Annotated in this window: 10 protein-coding genes, 8 pseudogenes and 1 other annotated feature; of the genes and pseudogenes, 9 read left to right on the plus strand and 9 right to left on the minus strand. The window is 65.4% G+C overall.

Going from position 1 to position 18,213, the window contains the following annotated elements; translation table 11 throughout:
* The 5 genes from LK533_RS16340 to LK533_RS16360 all read left to right on the plus strand — a co-directional run.
* A partial coding sequence (locus tag LK533_RS16340) for an efflux RND transporter permease subunit (protein ID WP_229364145.1) occupies positions 1-394 on the plus strand: 394 nt, incomplete at its 5' end.
* Positions 394-1,143, plus strand: coding sequence for a sigma-70 family RNA polymerase sigma factor (locus tag LK533_RS16345; RefSeq protein ID WP_229364146.1), 750 nt, complete (start codon positions 394-396; stop codon positions 1,141-1,143). The genes LK533_RS16340 and LK533_RS16345, both read left to right, overlap by 1 nt.
* A 28-nt stretch (positions 1,144-1,171) precedes the next feature.
* Positions 1,172-1,828 (plus strand): DUF3313 family protein, encoded by a 657-nt coding sequence (locus tag LK533_RS16350; protein ID WP_229364147.1) that lies wholly within the window; start codon positions 1,172-1,174, stop codon positions 1,826-1,828.
* Positions 1,829-1,856: 28 nt separating this feature from the next.
* Positions 1,857-2,981 carry a patatin-like phospholipase family protein gene (locus LK533_RS16355; RefSeq protein WP_229364148.1) on the plus strand — a complete coding sequence of 375 codons (1,125 nt, stop codon included), beginning with the start codon at positions 1,857-1,859 and terminating at the stop codon, positions 2,979-2,981.
* A 151-nt stretch (positions 2,982-3,132) separates the two neighbouring features.
* Complete coding sequence (locus LK533_RS16360) at positions 3,133-3,594, plus strand: hypothetical protein (RefSeq protein WP_229364149.1); 462 nt, start codon at positions 3,133-3,135, stop codon at positions 3,592-3,594.
* A gap of 55 nt (positions 3,595-3,649) precedes the next feature.
* Here the strand turns inward: LK533_RS16360 and LK533_RS16365 are convergent, their stop codons facing one another.
* A complete protein-coding gene (locus LK533_RS16365) occupies positions 3,650-4,267 on the minus strand; it encodes a TetR/AcrR family transcriptional regulator (protein WP_229364150.1) in 618 nt (205 codons plus the stop codon).
* Between the two features lie 467 nt (positions 4,268-4,734).
* A pseudogene (locus LK533_RS16370) lies at positions 4,735-5,067 on the minus strand (integrase core domain-containing protein); the annotation flags it as partial.
* 229 nt (positions 5,068-5,296) lie between these two features.
* Between LK533_RS16370 and LK533_RS16375 the strand changes: the two are divergent.
* Positions 5,297-6,527: pseudogene (locus LK533_RS16375) on the plus strand (IS110 family transposase).
* Positions 6,528-6,535: 8 nt separating this feature from the next.
* Here the strand turns inward: LK533_RS16375 and LK533_RS16380 are convergent.
* Positions 6,536-7,195 (minus strand): annotated as a pseudogene (locus LK533_RS16380) (DDE-type integrase/transposase/recombinase); the annotation flags it as partial.
* A 57-nt stretch (positions 7,196-7,252) separates the two neighbouring features.
* Between LK533_RS16380 and LK533_RS16385 the strand changes: the two are divergent.
* A pseudogene (locus tag LK533_RS16385) lies at positions 7,253-8,295 on the plus strand (IS110 family transposase).
* A gap of 245 nt (positions 8,296-8,540) precedes the next feature.
* Here the strand turns inward: LK533_RS16385 and LK533_RS16390 are convergent.
* Positions 8,541-8,792 (minus strand): annotated as a pseudogene (locus LK533_RS16390) (transposase); the annotation flags it as partial.
* Positions 8,793-9,073: 281 nt separating this feature from the next.
* Positions 9,074-9,280, minus strand: coding sequence for a hypothetical protein (locus LK533_RS16395; protein ID WP_229364200.1), 207 nt, complete (start codon positions 9,278-9,280; stop codon positions 9,074-9,076).
* On the opposite strand from LK533_RS16395, the gene LK533_RS16400 reads away from it, so the two are divergent.
* Entirely contained in the window at positions 9,257-10,273 is a 1,017-nt protein-coding gene (locus LK533_RS16400; RefSeq protein WP_229364151.1) for a spore coat protein U domain-containing protein, read from the plus strand. The two genes, LK533_RS16395 and LK533_RS16400, sit on opposite strands and share 24 nt — an antisense overlap.
* Before the next feature lie 373 nt (positions 10,274-10,646).
* Here the strand turns inward: LK533_RS16400 and LK533_RS16405 are convergent.
* Positions 10,647-10,919 (minus strand): annotated as a pseudogene (locus tag LK533_RS16405) (integrase core domain-containing protein); the annotation flags it as partial.
* Positions 10,920-10,962: 43 nt separating this feature from the next.
* On the opposite strand from LK533_RS16405, the pseudogene LK533_RS16410 reads away from it, so the two are divergent.
* A pseudogene (locus LK533_RS16410) lies at positions 10,963-12,358 on the plus strand (IS30 family transposase).
* A gap of 7 nt (positions 12,359-12,365) precedes the next feature.
* On the opposite strand, the pseudogene LK533_RS16415 reads toward LK533_RS16410, so the two are convergent.
* The 3 genes and pseudogenes from LK533_RS16415 to LK533_RS16425 all read right to left on the minus strand — a co-directional run.
* Positions 12,366-13,298: pseudogene (locus LK533_RS16415) on the minus strand (IS3 family transposase); the annotation flags it as partial.
* Positions 12,898-13,014 (minus strand) — a sequence feature (AL1L pseudoknot). (Overlaps the previous pseudogene by 117 nt.)
* 220 nt (positions 13,299-13,518) lie before the next feature.
* A complete protein-coding gene (locus LK533_RS16420; protein WP_229364152.1) occupies positions 13,519-16,911 on the minus strand; it encodes a glycosyl hydrolase in 3,393 nt (1,130 codons plus the stop codon).
* Positions 16,912-17,077: 166 nt separating this feature from the next.
* Positions 17,078-18,169, minus strand: a complete 1,092-nt coding sequence (locus tag LK533_RS16425; protein ID WP_229364153.1) for an alpha/beta hydrolase — start codon at positions 18,167-18,169, stop codon at positions 17,078-17,080.
* Positions 18,170-18,213: the final 44 nt, after the last annotated feature.

The following is an 18,213-nucleotide window of genomic DNA, read 5'->3' on the forward strand; positions in this document are numbered from 1 at the left end:
GGCCCTGATCGGCCTGCTCATGCTGATGGGGCTGGCCGCCAAGAATTCGATCCTGCTGGTCGAACATGCCATCGAGTCGGAGCGCAGCGGCGTGTCGCAGCACGACGCACTGATCGAGGCATGCCGCGAACGCGCCCGTCCGATCGTGATGACCACGGTGGCGATGGCGGCGGGCATGGTGCCGACGGCGATGGGTCTTGGCGAGGGGTCCGAGTTCCGCGTGCCGATGGCGCTGGCCGTGATCGGCGGCCTGGTCTCGTCCACCGCGCTGTCGCTAGTGCTGGTGCCCGTGGTCTACGAGGTGATCGACGATTTCGAGAACCGGTTGCGCCCGCGCCTCGCCAGGCTGGTCGGTCCCGGACGCGCCGATGCCGTGCGGCCGGAGCACGGCTGATGGGGTATGAAGCGCCCATCCTGGGCACGATGACCGACAGCTTGCGCGCGAGCTTCGAGGTCGTCTGGTCTCTGCCGCGCGAGTTGCAGGCAGTGATCGACCGGCTTGGCCCCCCCGATGCCGGGGCCGCGGATCGTGCCTTCGGCCACGACCTGGCCGGCCTGCGCCCGCGCCTGCAGTCCTATGCCCGGTCGCTGAGCCGCGAGGACGAGTTGGCCGACGATTTGGTGCAGGAGACGATGCTGCGGGCCTGGGCGGCGCGCATGCGGTTTCAGCCGGGCACCAGCCTGCGGGCGTGGACCTTCACGATCCTCCGCAACACTTTCCTCAGTCAGTGCCGTCGAGGTCGGTTCGTTGCAGACTATGACGAGATCGACGCCGAACACCGGCTGGCGCAACCGGCCAGCCAGACCGCCATCGCGGAGTTGAGCGAAGTGGCTGACCTGATCGACGCGCTTCCCATTCCACAGCGGGAAGCGCTGCGACTCGTCGCGGTCGAGGGCCTGTCCTACGAACAAGCCGCGGAACGGTCCGGCATTTCGCTCGGCACGATGAAAAGTCGCGTGTCCCGCGCACGCGTCGCGTTGAAGGCGACGCTTGACGGCGTGCAGAGCAGCACCGTCAGCACGTCCGTGGAACCGGTGCAAGCGGTGGTGGAGAGGATCAGTGAGCCGATCCGCAAGTCCGGCAAGCTGCGGCGCGCCTGGGCGGACGCCAAGGCCGAAGGCCGGCCGCTCCTCATCGGATGACGCTATACCTTCATCGAGATCCGAGATCATGAATAGAAATCTGGCGGCCATCGCTCTTGTCGCCTGTGCACTTGCGGGATGTTCCACCGGTGGGCAGAAGCTGACGCGGTCGGGCTTCATCGGCGAACAGCAGCCACTGCAACGCGCGGGCAAGCACAAGAACGCGGCCTTCTGGGTCGCGCCGACCTATGATGGTGCGACGTATCGGCGCGTCGTCGTGGCGCCGGTCGAATGGCATGCGCCGCCTAGGGATGCCGCCGTCCAGGAGCGGCTGAAGCGGCAGTTTCGCGATGCGCTGACGGAGCGCCTCGCGGGCCGCTACCGGATCGTCGAGGCACGGGAGGCCGACGCGTCGACGTTGCGGGTCCGCGCCGCCATCACCAATGTGCGCCGCACCCGCTGGTACATCAACGCACCCGCCCAGGTCGCGTCGAGCCTGACCTTCGGCACCGTCAGCCTGTTCGCGCCGCTGCAGGGCGGCGCGAGCGAGGAGATACAGGTGGAGGATGCCCGCACCGGGGCCGTGCTGGCGCAACTCGCCGCCTATCGCAACGGCAAGCCCTGGAACGTCAAGGGATCCTACGTCGCCTACGACCATGCGCGCATGGCGTTCGCCGAGGCTGCCCGGCGACTCGACGAGGTGCTGGCAGGATCGATCGTCGCCGACCGGCCGGTCGAACGCTAAGAACCGGGTGAGAAGTCTCCGGCTGCATATGATCCCGGCGGTCGCGCTGGCGGTTTCCGGATGTGCGGCGATACCGGCGCGCACGCCCTACACGGCGGCCGATCTGTCGTCCGCTGCCCCGCTGGGCGGGCCGCAGCAGGTCCGCTTCTGGTCGGAGGGCGACGATGCGGCCTATGACCGCTGGAGTGCGTCGCTGCTCGACCAGCGCCGGAAGGCCGGGCTGGCGATGCCGCGTACACTGCTGGCGCTGTCCGGGGGGGCGGACAAGGGCGCGTTCAGCGCCGGACTGCTCGACGGATGGAGCCGGCGCGGCGACCGGCCGAGCTTCGACATGGTGACGGGCGTGAGCACGGGCGCGCTGATCGCCCCGTTCGCCTTCCTGGGTTCGCAGGAAGACGCGGCGCTGACCGCCATCTACACCGGCATCGGCGCGCGCGACGTGTATCGCCAGCGCGTGCTGCGGGGCCTGTTCGGCGGATCCAGCCTGCTCGACAGCCGCCCTCTCGCGAAGCTGATCGCACGCCATGCCGACGCCGCGCTGGTCGAGCGGGTCGCCGCGGAACACCGCAAGGGGCGCAGGCTGCTGGTGATGACGACCAACCTGGATGCCCAGCGCGGCGTGATCTGGGACATGGGCGCGATCGCAGCGGGCACCTCGCCCGATCGCGTCGCGCTGTTCCAGCGGGTGTTGCTGGCGTCCGCCAGCATACCGGGCGTGTTTCCGCCGGTTCTGATCGACGCCGGTGCGAACGGCCGGCACTTCGCCGAGATGCATGTCGACGGAGGGGCGGTGGCCGGTTTCTTCGTCCTGCCGAGCCGTTTGCTCGCACAAGCTCCGCGTGACGAGACGGGACGCGGTGCGATCTATCTGTTCTACAACGGCCGTTACTCCCCGGCGTTCAAGGTCGTGAAGCCCGAGACGTTTGGCATCCTGTCGCGCGGCCTGGCGACGGCGCTGAGGTACCTTGATCGCGGCGGCGTCGAAGAGGTGCGCCGCTTCACGCGCGACCATGCGTCCGCGTTCCGGCTGTGCTCCATCGAGCGGGACACGCTGCGGGACGATGCACCGCTGTTCGACACCGCCTACATGCGAGAGCTCTACGCGCTGGGTACAAGCGAGGCGGCAGCCAAGCCGAGCTGCCTGACGCGTTGACCGCCGATCCCCATTCGGAAAGATGGCGGGCTCGCGCGGTCTTGAGCCATTGAATTTACGCGGAACCATCCCATATATACGGTGTTCAGATAGCAGCCGATATAGAGGTCTTGAGCCGATCGATCGGCTCGGGCGTGTAGAGGAATTCATCATGACCATTTTCGGAAAACTGGGTATTGCGATGGCGCTTGGGAGCATGACGGTTGCGACCGTAATGCCCGCGCAGGCACAGGCGCAGCGCGAGCACGGATGGAACCGGGGTGGCGATCGGTCGTGGAACGGCAATCGTGGCTGGAACCGGGGGCGCGGCAATCGTGGCTGGGACCTGGGACGCGGCAATCGTGGCTGGGACCGGGGCCATGGCAACCGTGGCTGGGACCGGGGACGCGGCAATCGGAACCGGGACAACGCGGCGGCGGGTGCGGTTCTCGGCGGTCTGTTCGGCTTGGGTATTGGCGCCGCGATCGCCTCGAGCGCGCGCGACCGCCACGACGGCCCGCGCGGCTATGCCTATGATGCCCCGCCGCGCGTGACATACGGCGATGGTTACTACAACGATGCGCCGCCTCCGCCCCGCGGCTATTATGATCAGGCGGAACGCTGGGACTACTGACCCGAGGCGCGGGCGGACGTTGACGGGGGCGGGCGGCAATGCGCGTCCGACTCCGTCACCGATCCGGCCATTGTGCCTCGACGATCGAAGTGATGGTCGTGCCGAGCAGCATGGCCTGCTCCAGTGGAAATCCATCGGGCTGGGGCAACTCCTCCAGCGCCATCAATGCCAGCCCGTAGGCGGTGGCGATGGAGGCTGTTACCTGGGGGCTGACCACGGTTGTCGTGTCGTCCGTCAACTCGACGCCGCTGTAAGCGGCCATGAGTCGGGCCGTGCGCTCAAGCGATCGTGCCGCGGCAGCATCGAGGCGCTCATCCTTTTGCAGCGTCCTGGTCCGGAACATCAGCCGGAACCGTCCCGGATGATCGAAGGCGAAGCGCACAAATGCCGACACGTGCGCGCGCAGGTCTCTCGCGACCTCTCCGGTAAGGGCGACCGCATCCATGTAGGTCGCCTGCTCGTCATACGCCTTGATCGCGACCTCCGTCAGAAGGCCCGCCGTGCTGCCAAAATGATGTTTCGGCGCCCCCGGGGAAACGCCGGCACGCCGCGTCGCCTCGCGTAGAGAGAAACCCTCCAGCCCCCGCTCGCGGATGATGGCGTCCGCCGCGTTGATCAGGGTCTCCCGCAACGATCCGTGATGGTAAGTTTCTCTCTTCTGTGCACGCGTCATCAGGTGACCCCATCGGCGGAGAGGCGTGAAGATCGTCGCCTTCTATACGCCGTATAAATATAAATCATCTTATACCACAGCAGTCCATTGGTGGCGCAAGTGCCGGTGCACGCGATCTATCCGAGCATGAGATAGCCAGGCGCGCTTCTTTGCCCCCGCACCGGTGACCGACGCCTTACCAAGGTGCCGCAGTTTGCGTCCGGACATTGGCAACACTGCCGCGTAAGCCAGGACCGGTCGGATGCGACAAGACTTGCAACACCATCATCGGGGCAGGCGTCAGTCTATCAGGCGGAGCGCTGCTGCTGCCTGGCGGCGATCCGTGAGCGAGCGGGGCCAGCGCAACGGCAGGCGGTGCGATCGCAACGCGACCAGGAGCGACCGTCGACAGGTCATGTTGTTTGGCCTGGCGGAGGACGCCTGGTCCCGGGCGTCCTCCAACCCTGTTGAGGCGACCGGCTGCCCTATTACGACCAGCTCATCGGGACAGGAGAAGTCAGAGCTTCAGGATGTCGTCCCTCAGCGCCTCCGGGTTCTGGCACCCAATAGCCCCGTGAGAAGTTATGAGTGCCAACAAGTGACGGTCCCCCGGTTTCTCCTCCGGGCATGATGCAAGCATATTCGGCCGGCGTCAGCCAGCCAAGAGCCGTGTGAGGGCGGCTCTCGTTATAGTCCCGTCGCCATGCCTCGATCTTGGCCCGCGCGTCCGCCAGCGACAGGAACCAGTGGCTGTTGAGGCACTCGTCACGCAGGCGGCCATTGAAGCTCTCGACGAAGGCGTTATCCGGCATGATGCTTGGCGGTACCCCGTTCCCGATGTTGGTTGGAGCCGCTAGCTTCTGCTGATCCGGGCCATGGGGCACCGGGAGCACGGAGAGTGCGGGCAGGCCGTCGTACTGACATGAGCTGCGAGCTCGAGGTCGTTATCTGGCCGCCCCTGCGACTAGCCCGGATGCGCTGCGAGCGCGGATCCGTAATTGTCGTGTTGCCCGCCAGCTCCCTCAACCTTGTTGGACCAAGGAGGAGGTTATGCGGATTGTCGGCATGGACATCCACCGGGTAGCGGCCGAGGCCGTGGCGCTGCTCGACGGCAATTTGGTGAAGCTCGGCCGTATCCCGATGCTGCGCGAGAGCTTGGAGGAGTTCGCCAAGAAGGAGCTTACGCAAGATGACCACGTCGTCGTTGAGGCGACCGGCAACGCGGCAGCTGTTGTCGAGGTGCTCGCGCCTCATGTCGATCGCGTCATCATCGCCAATCCAAAGCAGGTGAGGCTGATCGCATGCTAAGATCAAGACCGATGCGATCGACGCGGCAGTGCTGGCCAAGCTCTACGCGACTGGCTTTCTTCCGGAAGTATGGGTTCCTGACGAGGCGACTCTTGCCCTCCGGCGACAGGTGGCGCGCCGCACCCAACTCGTACGCCAGCGGGTGCGCCTGAAGAACCTCATCCAGTCGATCTTGCACGCGCATCTCATCCCACCGTGTCCGCACGGGAATCTGACCGGCATCAGCGGACGAAAGTGGATTGCCGCTCAGCGGCTGCCCGACGATGAGCGCGCTGCCGTCCACCGCCATCTGGCCCAGATCGATCTCATTGAGGGATCGCTCAAGGACGTGGAAGCCGACATAGCGAGGGCCACCATGTCCGATCCGGTCATTCGGCGGCTAATGACCCTGCCCGGTGTCGACATGGCTGTTGCAGCAGGCGTTGCGGCTGCCATCGGCGACGTACGGCGCTTTAGCGATCCGACAAAGCTGGTCGGCTATCTCGGCCTCAACCCGAGCACCCGTCAGTCCGGCGAGGGACCCGCCTATCATGGGAGGATAACAAAGCAGGGCCGAGGCCAAGCCCGCGGAATGCTCGTCGAAGCGGCATGGGCAGCAGCTCGCTCGCCAGGTCCTTTGCGTGCCTTCTTCCAGCGGATAACGGCCAAGCGGGGCAAGCCCATCGCCGCGGTGGCGACCGCACGAAAGCTTGCCATGATCATCTGGCACATGCTGACGAAAGGCGAGGATTACATCTGGGTGCGGCCGGCTCTGCTGGCCCGCAAATTTCGCAGTATCGAGCTTAAGGCAGGCTTGGCGACCGAGCACGCCAAGCGCGGTGCAGCCTACGATTACAACATCCCGGAGAAGCGAGCCGCAGAGAGGGTGCGTGTTGAGGAGGCCGAAAAGGCATACGATGGTTTCACCTCGCGATGGCGAGCCAAGCCTCGTGCCGAACCCCGTTCGGCGAAGAAAATGCCAGCACCTGCATGAAAGGGCTTTTCTACAACATCCGTGTCGGTCGGCTTGCCTGGCCTTGAGAACTCGAGCGTTACGCCGTTCTCGTACGCCCAGCGGTCGAGCGCCTTCAAGATGAACTCCGGCCCATTGTCCACCCGTATGGTCTTCGGCGCACCGCGCACCGAAGCGATGCGCATCATCGTCGCGGCGACCTGCTCACCCTTGATGCCCTAGTCGACGTCGATCGCCAACACCTCGCGGGTGAACGCGTCGGCTACGGTCAACGCCGGCAACCGCCGTCCGTCGAACAATGCGTCCAAGAGGAAGTCCATCGACCACATCTCGTTGGCGGCGACCGCCGCAGGCTGCCGTTCGCGGTTAGCAGCGCTGACGTTGCGGCGAAGCTTCTTGAGCCGAAGGCTCAGCCTATCTTCCCGGTACAGCCGGTAAACCCGCTTGTGGTTCACGAACCATCCCTTTCTGCGCAGCAGGATGTAGATCCTCACATAGCCGTATCTGGTTCGCGTCGCCGCCAAGTCGCGGAAGCGCATCACCAGCGACGTCTGGTCCGGCCGGTGCGCAATGTAGCGCACCGACGACCGCTCGACGCCCAGCGCCGAGCAGCTGCGCCGCTCGCTGACACCGTGGAACGCCTGGACGTGCGCGACGATCTCGCGCCGTCGTGCAGGCGTCAGAGCTTGTGGGATGGTCCGCCCCCTTACGGAGCGACGCGGCCAGGAGCATCCTGGCTGCCTTCACTGAGGAGGACCGTCATGACAGGGGTAGCGGTAATTGGCATCGATATCGGCAAGAGCAGCTTCCACCTCGTCGGGCTCGACCCCAAGGGTGCGATCCTTTGGAAGAAGAAGTTCAGCCGCGCGCAGCTGATGCGCTTCATGGAGGCGCAGGAGCCGACGCTCGTCGGCATGGAGTCCTGCTGCGGCGTGCATCACTTGGGACGTGCGCTAATCGCGCTCGGCCACGATGCGCGCCTGATGCCGCCGCAGTTCGTCAAGTCGTTCGTGAAGTCGAACAAGAACGATTACCTCGACGCTGAGGCGATCGCGGAAGCCGTGCAGCGACCGACGATGCGTCTCGTGCCGGTCAAGTCGGTTGAGCAACTCGACCTGCAGGCGTTGCACCGCGTGCGCGAGCGGCTCGTTGGGCGACGCACCGCCGTCCTTAACCAGCTCCGCGCGTTCCTGCTCGAGCGCGGTATCGTGTTCCGGGTCGGGCGCGTTCACCTTGCGCGCGAAGTGCCGCTGTTGTTCGCCGACGACCGCTCGCCGTTGTCGCCGCGCATGAAGGCGATCCTGCAACAACTGTGGGCGGAATGGCAGCAACTCGAGCAGGATGTAGCGACGATCACGAAGGAGATCGAAGCTATCGCCGCTGCCGACCCGGCCTGTCGGCGTCTGCTGGCTATCCCCGGCGTCGGGTCGCTGGTTGCGACTGCGCTCGTCGCAGCGGTCGCCGACGGGACCGGGTTCAAGCGCGGACGCGATCTTGCCGCCTGGCTCGGCCTCGTACCGCGGCAGCATTCGACCGGCGGCAAGCCGACGCTGCTGGGCATGTCGAAGCGCGGCAACAGCAACCTGAGGCGACTGTTCATCCACGGCGCTCGATCCGCATGCCTGCACATGAAGCGCGAACAGGGGCTGGGGCCGCGGCTGGATCAGCTCGAGACGCGCGTGCACCGCAACGTCGCGTTGTGGCGCTCGCCAACAAGATCGTACGCATCAGTTGGGCGGTGCTTGCCCGAGGGGAGACGTACCGGCCGCCCGTGCCGATCGCCGCCTGACCGACAACGAGCACCGACAAGCAAGTCTGCAAGCACAAGGAGTGATGGCAAGCAGTCGATGGTGACACGGTCATAGCCTGAGCAAAAATGCAGCCGTCATCGGCTGGACCAGCTTGAAAGGACGACCGTGCGCGGATCCCATCATGGCCCGGGATCGAGATGTCCCGCAAAGAGGCCGGATACATTTACGCAGACTGTGCAGCCGGAACGATCAGCGCTTGCCAGACGGGGGCGGACCATACATTTTTTGCCAAAACGTCCTGCAAAATATGCTCGTCGAGACTCAGATCCGCGACCAGCTGTTTCAGCTTACGGTTCTCCTCCTCGAGCTGCACGCCGCAGCTCACCAACACCGAGCCCGACGGGCACCTTCTTCCAGCGGTAGAAGGTCTGCTCCGAAACGCCCATGCGACAGATGACTTCGGCCACCGGCGTACCCGTCTCCGCCTTCTTCACGCAAAGACGATCTGCTCTTCCGTGTACCTTGCCTTCTTCATGTCCCGGCTCCTTGCCCGCAGGCTTCAAAGGGCCGAAAACTCTCGCTCAGAATGGGCTAAAAAACATGGGGGACGTCAAGCTGCCGGCGTTCCCGATCACCGTTCGTTGCCGAAAACAGCTGGCTATGTGCACGTTTTTTTGACGTTCTGGTGATACCGCAGGTCTACGGGCGTAGTTGAAGAGGCAGACGTGTGGCAGATTGCAGCTTTGAGCGTGATTGTCAGAAACCGGAAACCGGCAGGGCTGCCACGCAGTCACTACCAGCGTTGTGCTGCCCTCCTCAGGCTTCGTCCGCAACATTGATGTACCGCTTGCCCGGCGAGACACGCACCATCACCGTGTACGGCAAACCAATCCGGATCGAGCAATCGCCGCCAAACACTGGCGCGGGCGAACGCCCGATAAGCAGGCCCTGATTGGTGCGGGCAACGTTCGATAGCAGCTTGCGTGGCGGCAGGGGCAGATGGCGGTTCCCAGCGCCAATCATCGGCTTTGGCGCATTGTGCGCCAGCCCGGCCTTGGGGGCACTGTCAGCCCTAGCATCACAACCAGTTTGGGTTCGTTCTCGCCGGCAGCGGTTAAAGCCGGAGCGGTGCCCGCCCTGCAAAGCAGGGCGGGTCTTACATGTTCATCTGGTGTATTGATGCTGCTCAGCGGCAACTACATCAGAGCAACCTATCGGAGCGGGAACGGGCTAAAGCTGAACCCGGCCAGTGGCACCACATCAGCAATTCCCTATATCTTGTCTGCTGATCCTGCAGGAACGATCGTTGCGGGCCAGAATGGCACGATCGACTATATGCAGAACAATCTACTCAACCTCCTCGGCTTGCTTGGAGGAAGCTCAGCAGACTTGCCGTTCTTTGTAAGGCCTAGTAGAAGCACGCCACCGGCGGTCGGAACCTACACCGACAGGATAACGATCAGGTGGAACTGGTACTTTTGTCAGGGTATTGGCCTTCTCGGTCTCTGCCTTGTGGGCGAGGACAAGGGATCAGCAGAGACCGTTGTAGATGTTACCTTGATGGTCACGCCGAAAGACATGGTGGTCAGTACCAGCATTAGAACTACGTGGGACCCGGTCAACGGAGTTTCTTCACCCAAGGCGATACCCGGCAGCAAGCAGCGCCTTAGCGTATCGATGATCAATCCCGACATCGTGCCGATCGATAACGGCATGATTGTGGTTGTCCCGATCAGCGGGCGACAGCCGATCGCATTAGATGGTGATGGAACAGCCGAGGCATCGAATGTGGTAACCGCCACAATTGGAAAAAGCACAAGCTTGACCTACACCGGCCCCGCGAGCGCGAGCGACGATGTGGAATTTTCCTCCGATGGCGGAAGCACGTGGACCTACGTGCCTACGCCGGGCGATCCGACTTCGCAGAGGGGTGTGACCGCGATACGCTTTCGCCCACGAGGCGGCTTGGCAGCTGGCGGCAACTTCGCAGTGTCCTTCCCAGTTACAACCCGATAAGCTTGCTGCTACTTCGTCGTGCATTGCTTGCTCCGTGACAGCCTGCCGTCCGTGATTTGAAGAGGCAGGTGCTGGTGAGGCGAGGAACCTACGGTCAGCACACGTTCCCGCGGGCGTCCCGAAACTCGATCCCAGCGGGCGAGCCTCGACCATCTCGCGGGGGTTTCAAATCCGCAAAGCGCTTGATCCGGTTACCTAAGTAATCGATCCTCATTCTGCGGCATGAAGCCGGTCGCAGGTGATAGTACGCAAAGACTGACGGCGGCTCGTCCTTGGTCTCCTCGGTGATGGTCCGACGCCAGCCAGTGAACCGCGCCGGGTTTACCGGAGGCCGTTGGATGTGAGTCACGCTGCCATATCGATTGTTCGCGGCAGCATAGTATTGCTCCTCGGCTTCGGCAGGCGGGATGTTGCCGATGGGTTCGAGCAGCCGGCGATGGTTGAACCAGTGCACCCATTCCAGCGTGGCGTACTCGACGGCTTCGAAGCTGCGCCACGCTCCGCGGCGGTGGATCACCTCGGCCTTGTAGAGGCCGTTGATTGTCTCGGCCAAAGCGTTGTCGTAGCTGTCCCCAATGCTGCCGACTTAGGGCTCGATCCCGGCCTCAGCGAGGCGCTCGGTGTACTTGATCGACACGTATTGGGCGGACTCAACCGGTCGTCGCAACACTTCGGCGGAGGAGGCTGCGATGGGCATTCGGAAGCGGCGGTCGGATCGATGTGGGCGACCGCCATTACGGTCACTTGGGCGACCGCCGGCATCCACGCGGAGCGAGCGGCAGCTGTTCTGGAGGTTCATTGCGACCGGGATGAGCAGCGAAGCTGCTGCTCGCCAAGCTGGCATATCGCAACCTGTGGGGACCAGATGGTTCCGGGAGTCGGGCGGCATGCCACCAGCGATGTTCAGGCCCGCGGCGAAGCCGCTGTCGGGAAGGTATCTGTCCCCGGCGGAGCGCGAGGAGATCGCGCTGCTGCTCGCCCAGGGTTATAGCCTGCAGGAGATCGGACGTCGGTTCGGTCGTTTCGCCTCGACGATATCGCGGGAAGTCCGACGCAACGCGACCACCCGCAGCGGCGGTCTGGACTATCGCGCGACCGTCGCTCAGCGGTCCGCCCGTCGTCCCAAGGCGGCGAAGCTCGCCAGCAACCCCGCCTTACGCTCCTATGTGGAGGAGAGGCTCGCTGGCGTCGTGCGTAGCAGCGGGGGAAGTCCGGTCCCTGGGCCCACGATATCATGGAAGGGGCGTCGGCACGGCCCCCGACAGGATCGGCGCTGGGCGCGGGCATGGAGCCCGGAACAGATCGCCAGGCGTCTGGCCGTCGACTTCCCGGACGACGAGACGATGCGCATCAGCCACGAAACCATCTACCAGGCACTCTAACGTCCAGGGCCGTGGCGCCTTGCGCCGCGAACTGACCGCCTGCCTGCGAACCGGGCGGACCTTGCGAACGCCGCGTGCGCGGGTCGGCTTACGCGGCAAGACCTTCGTCTCGAGCGATGTCATGATCAGCGAGCGTCCTGCGGAAGTCGATGACCCGGCGGTGCCGGGTCACTGGGAAGGCGACCTCATCCTGGGGCTCGGCAGCTCGGCGATCGGCACGCTGGTCGAGCGCACGACGTGCTTCACGATGCTGCTGCACGTGCCGCGCATGGAAGGTCATGGTGCCGGGTCAAGCATCAAGAACGGGCCAACGCTGGCGGGACACGGCGCCGAGGCGGTGCGGGACGCGATCGCGCGGACCATCATCACCTTGCCCGAAGAACTGCGACGCACGCTCACTTGGGACCAAGGCGCCGAGATGGCGCAGCATGCGCGCCTCAAGGTGGATGCCGGCGTCCAGGTCTACTTCTGCGACCCGCAGAGCCCGTGGCAGCGGGGCACCAACGAGAACACCAATGGGTTGCTGCGCCAGTACTTCCCCAAAGGGACGGATCTGAGCGCCCACGCCCCAGACGCGCTCGCTGCGGTGGCGGCCACCCTCAACGCCCGACCGCGCAAGACGCTGGGCTGGAAAACACCGGCCGAGGCGCTTGACCAATGCCTCGCGCAGATCAACACACACCGTGTTGCGACGACCGGTTGAGTCCGCCTTGCGACCCGCGGTCACTATGATGAACCAGGCCGCCGCGATGAACCGGTCGGCGGTCGTGGGCGCTTGCTCGAGCGCATCGAGGACGAAGCTGGTATGCGCCGTCCTGCTGACGCGCCAGCCAACGATCCGGCGGGCATAGGTGTCGATGACGAAGGCGACGTAGACGAACCCCGCCCAGGTCGCGACATAGGTGAAGTCCGACACCCACAGCATGTTCGGTGCCGGCGCACGGAACTGCCGGTGACCCGGTCGAGCGGGCATGGCGCCGTCCTGTCGCTGACAGTGGTGCGCACCGGCTTGCCGCGGATCACGCCGGCCAGGCCCATCGGCCGTATCAGGCGCGCAACGGTGCAGCGGGCGACGTCGAACCCTTCGCGCCGCAGCTGCCGCCAGACCTTGCGCACGCCGTAGATGCGGAAGTTCTCCTCGAACACGCGGCGCACCTCCGGCCCAAGCGCACCGTTACGCCGACCCCGAGCCGACCTCCTGGTCGGCTCAATCCTTCTGGCTGTGTGAGCATGATAGGTCGACGGGGCGATCGGCAGAACCCGGTAGATCGGCTCGACCCCGTACAACTTGCGATGTGCGTCGATGAACGACACCATCACCTCGCTCGGCGGTCGAGCTCAGCCATCGCAAAATACGCCGACGCCTTGCGCAGGATCTCGTTGGCCTAGCGCAGCTCGCGGTTCCCCCGCTCCAGAGCCTTCATTCGGTGGGCGACGTCGCTCGGCACCCCGGCGCGCGTACCGTTGTCGACCTCGGCCTTCTTGACCCACTCGTGCAGCGTCTGGCCCGCGCACCCGATCTTCGCCGCGATGGACACGACCGCTGCCCAGCGCGATGGGTGATCCTTCTCGTGGTCCAGCACCATCCGTACCGCCCGAGCCCGCACCTCAGGCGAAAACTTGTTCGTAGTCTTGCTCGTCATAGCCCCTTCCTCTCAGGAGTCGGAGCCTCCGACAAACCCGGCGCGGTTCAAGCCGCCATGCTGACGACTTCAAGAACTACGGATGAGAGAACGACCACGGCGACAAGGATCAGCAGCGCCCGAAGCAGCCATTTCCTGGCTCGGCCCGTTGGTCGCGCTCATTCCTTCGGCAATCTATCCTCCTCCAAACCCCGAGCCGTGCAAGTCGGGAGGGACTAAGTCAGGGCCTATCGACTAGGAGAGAAACGGGGCCGATCAAGCCCGAGGGCCGCAGAGGCGCGTCCGCCTTGTAGGTGCCCAGCGCCGTATAGGTGATCTTCTTGGCAGCCGGTTGAGCGTCACCGATCAGCCGATTGACCCAGAGGTTCGCCACCTTGATCTCGAGCGTGTTGCGGCCGGCCCGCGCAGCCCGCGCGATGTCGAGCCGGTAGGGCGCATGCCACGCGGTGCCCACCAGTACTCCGTTGACTCGCACCTCCGCGAGGTCACCGACCGTGCCGAGATCGAGCATCATCGGCTGCCCCCGCTTCCACCCGGCCGGCGCCTCGAATGTCTTCGTGTAGGTCGAGACACCTGAGAAGTAGCGGACACCCTGCTCGGCCTGGGTGCTGAGCGACGCCAATTGTGGAAGCACCATCGAAGCCGGTGCGCCGCGGTCCGGCTGGAAGGCGACATTCCAGCTGCCGTTCAGCGTGGCGGCCTGAGTCAGCCGTGGCATGCGGACCTCGGCCGATGGCGAGGTCGTCGGCTTCCGGAAGACCACGAAGAACGAATCCTCCGCCACCATGTCGAGTGAAACGACCGTCGTATCGCCCTCGGTCCGGTACGACACCGGCTGCCAGGTGCCCGTGTCGGCACGCCAGATTTCCGGCGCCTTCCCGGTCACGCGAAAGCGGGCCTCGCCCTGATCGGCCTCATTGCGGCGATTGTTCACATAATAGATGTCGCCGTCGTCGAGCTTGCGATGGACGAATAGGACGCTGCTCGCCTGCGACGATCCCCGATACGCGAAGTCGGGCGTCACCCCCGCTTTGCCCAGGGCGCCCTCGATGTCCTTGCCCGCGATCACGAGGCCGCGTCCGACGCGCGTCTTGGGCTGCCCGGACCACAGCTGCGAGACGATGCGTCTGTACTCCGCGGCGTCGTCCTCAAGCTGCGGTGACGCGGTCGGTGCGTTGCCGACGATCGTCGCGCCCGCTTCGGCGAGCGCCGCCACGCGGCGGAGCATAGGCAGCGTCATCCTGTCGCTGGTGCCCGACAGGTAGATCATCCGGTAGCGCGCGCCGCTCGGCGCGACGACGTCGCTGCCGTCGACCGTGAGCAGATCGCGCAGCGCGGTCGAATTGACGAAGTCGTAGCCGTAGTGCGTCGGAACGTCGGGAAGATAGCGGTCGAACGTGAGCGGGACCGTGGGGGCCTCCTCCCCGTAGAAATAGGCGACATCCGCGTGGAAGCGGCCCTGCTGGAGCATGAGGCTGCTGCGCGCGATATAGTCGATCCACGGACGCGCCATCTCGGCCCAGGTCTCGTGCCGGTTGAAGGACTGGCCGAAGAACAGGAGCGACAGCCCCGGCACCTTGTCGTCGAGGGGCTGGTGGACCGACGTGTGGATGACGGGCCGGTTGATCCCGGACGCGAATTCGAGATCGACGATCCGGCGGAGGTCGGCAGGGGCATCGCCCCACGGGTTGAAGGCCGATGTCATCGACTCGGCCGCGACCAGGTTGCGACCGAAAAGGTGTGCGGTGGACGCCGCTCCCTTCATGTCCGCGAGGAAGGGGGTCCGGGGGCCCTTGTCGCGCCGGTAAGTCCAGAGCGCGCCCATCGGGATGTCCGCGTGGCTGCGCATGTCGATGTCGTCGCCGAACGAGAGGCGTCCGAGCTCCAGCGCCTCGCCGTAGACGGTCAGGCCGTTCCGGTGTGCGACCTCGGCGAGGGTGCCGTAGTGCTGGGACGCGATCAGGTCCGCGAGGGTGCGACGGTAGTCGTAGAGGAAGGCGTTGCTTTCCCGGGGCGATCCGATGATCGCGCCGGTCAGCACCGGCAGGAAGGGGATCGGATCGTAGCCGCGCAGCTTGCGGAACTGCGCCACCATGTCCGGCGTCCAGTTCGCGGCGCCCACCTCGATGCTGTCGGTCAGAAAGCCCCGGATGCCCCTGGCGCCGATGAGGTCGTCGCCGACCGCCTTGCGATACAGGCCGAGGTAGTGCTCCGCATAGGCGCGGACGGCCCGGCCGTCGTACTTGTCGACCTCAAGCCCCGTCGCCTCGTCGGTGGCGGGATGGTTGACCTTGCCGATCAGCGAGTAGCCCATCCGGACGACGCGCCACCTGCCGGCCGGCGGCGTCCAGTGGAGCGAGCCGTCGGGGCGCATCCGGCCGGTGAGGTCGACCACCTCGGCGGGAGGAACGCCCTGCGCCGGATCGGTGCCGACCCCGAGCGTGTAATAATTGTCGGTGAGCGAGAAGCCCGCCTTGGTCTCGAACTGATTGACTCGCGGCTCCGCCGAGAGCTTCATCTCGGCCAGTTTCATGGTCTTCCGCGGGCCGGACAACAGCTTGAAGAACGTGTCGTCGACGCCGGGCGCCGGTTTCCAGACGAACTCGTCGGCTCCGGGGTTCACCGGCATCACCACGCGGAAGTAGCGGGCCGTCACCGGCGCGAAGCTGATCGTGGTGGGCACCGCACTGACGGCGATGTCGCCGACCTTTCGCCAGCCCTGCCCGTCGGTGCTAGATTCGAGGGAGGGAAATATCTTCGGAGGCGACGCCGCACCGACCATGTCGGGAATGAAGAGGGTGAGCGAACGGACGGTCTGGGGGGCATCATAGCTGACGGTCAGGTCGGCCACGTTGTCCGGCGTGCTGACGGGCAGATCGATTCCGGTGGCAAGGCTGCCGTCGAAGACCGGGCGTGCGTCCAGTTTCGCGCCGCGGCTCGTGATCGTGGCGGGAGCGGCCAGGGGCTTGTCTGCGGGGATCCTGTAGGCGAGGACGGCAATGTCCGCGTAGAAGGTGGGCAGGACCTTCGGTTTGGTGATCGCGATTCCCTCGACCAGCGGCAGGTCCAGGAACGAGCCGGTGGTGCTCGGCGGCACCGCGAGCTTGCCCGAGAACGGGCGACCGCCGGTCAGGGTGGTTTCGCTCCACACCACCTTCTTCATGGCGTCCTTGGGCTCGACCCACGGACCGCCCGTCTCCGACCAGCCCGCCGACGAGGCAATCGTCAGTTCGAGCCCGTTCGCCTGCGCCTGCCCGGCCGCGTACCGGAACGCGTCCTGCCACTCGGGGGTCATGAAGGCGAGGCGCTTCTCGACGACCTTGGGCGTCGGAAGGTTCGCGTCGAAGTTCTGCAGGCCGCCGATGCCGGCCCGCTGCATCCATTCGATATCCTTGCGGATGCCGTCCTTGGTGACGTTGCCGTTCATCCAATGCCACCAGACGCGGGGGCGGGCGCTGTTCGGCGGCGCGACGAAGCTCTGCGCGAGCGCGTCCTCCGGCATGGCCGGCGTCGCGCCGGCGGATTGCGGACGCGGTGCGACCGCACACCCCCCCAGCATCGACCCGTATAAAAGGGAAATGGAGAGCAGCTTGCGGGACCGAAGGGGCGACATGAAAGGCCTTTCAACTGGGAGCATGAGCCCCGGCAACGACTCGACACTGTTTGAAACGGCGATCGCCGTCACCCGCTTCCCAGTGCCCCGGATCGGCGCGGCGCCTCCCTGCAAGCGGGAGTGTCGAACCCGATGCGCCCGGGAAAGAGGAGAACGGAGATGCTCCTCATCGTCCATGTTCCCCCGCGTCGGGACTGCCGCCCGGTTGATCCTTGCACAACAATCGTGCGCGCAGCGGGACGGCGGTGTTGATGAAGCCGGCCGCTCGATCGTACAGGCGCTCGGCTTCGGGCATCGGCACGATCGACCACGCGTGCGTCTGATTGCGCCCCTCGTCGTAATCGAGCCCGACACCCGCCGCCCTCCCTCGCTGAAGCAGCTGGAGGGCGTCGGCGTGAAGCAGATCGGCCGTTCCGCTGGCGACGAAGATCGGCGGTAGCCCGGACAGGGAGCCGAGGACCGGGCTGATCCGCGGATCCTCCAGCGGAAGGCCTGCTGCCCACAGCCGGGCGCCGTAGTTCAGGGCGGGACGCGCCAGGATGGGATCGCGGTCGTCCAGAGCCTCCTGCGCCGGGTTGTGGAGCGTCAGGTTCAGCCAGGGCGAGAACAGCACCAGCCCGGCCGGGAGCGGCTTGCGCTGATCCTTGAGCCACAGCGCGAACCCCAGGGCGAAGCCGCCGCCGGCGGAATCGCCCGAGAGGATCACGTCCTGCGGACGCGAGCGGGAGAGCAGCCCACCGTACACCCGGTCCATCAATGCATATCCGTCCCGCCAGGAATGGCGCGGCGCGAGGCCATAGTCCGGCACGATCACCGTCGCGCCGGTGCGCTCCGCCAGGCCGGAGACGATGCTCCACTGGAGCGAGCTCATCGGCCCGATGTACGCCCCGCCATGCAGGTACACGATCCGTCGACGGTTGCCGCCCTGCCGCGGAACGACGGTGTAGACGGTTCTGCCATCGACCACGCTCTTGGAGACCGCATAATGCGCGCGCAGCTCATCAGATGGGGGAGCGCTGCCCGCCTTCTGCTGTTCGGCGAACGAGCGGGTGAAGCTGCGCTCGTCGATCATGCCCTGTTTCGCGTTCATCGCCGGGAGAAAAATCTCGCGCAGGGCGTAGGAGCGCAGGCTTTCGCCGGCCGCCATGCTGACGAGCTTGAGCGCCACGATCGCGAGGACGATGGCGGCGACGAGGATCAGCAGTCCCCGAAGCAGCCACCTCCCCATCCGGCCCGCCGGCCGCGCCCGCTCGCTCATCACTGAACCTCCTTCAAAGCCCCGATCCGATCCGCCCTCGGCAA

The organism is Sphingomonas sp. PL-96 (genome assembly GCF_020707215.1).
Taxonomy (GTDB): Bacteria; Pseudomonadota; Alphaproteobacteria; order Sphingomonadales; family Sphingomonadaceae; genus Sphingomonas.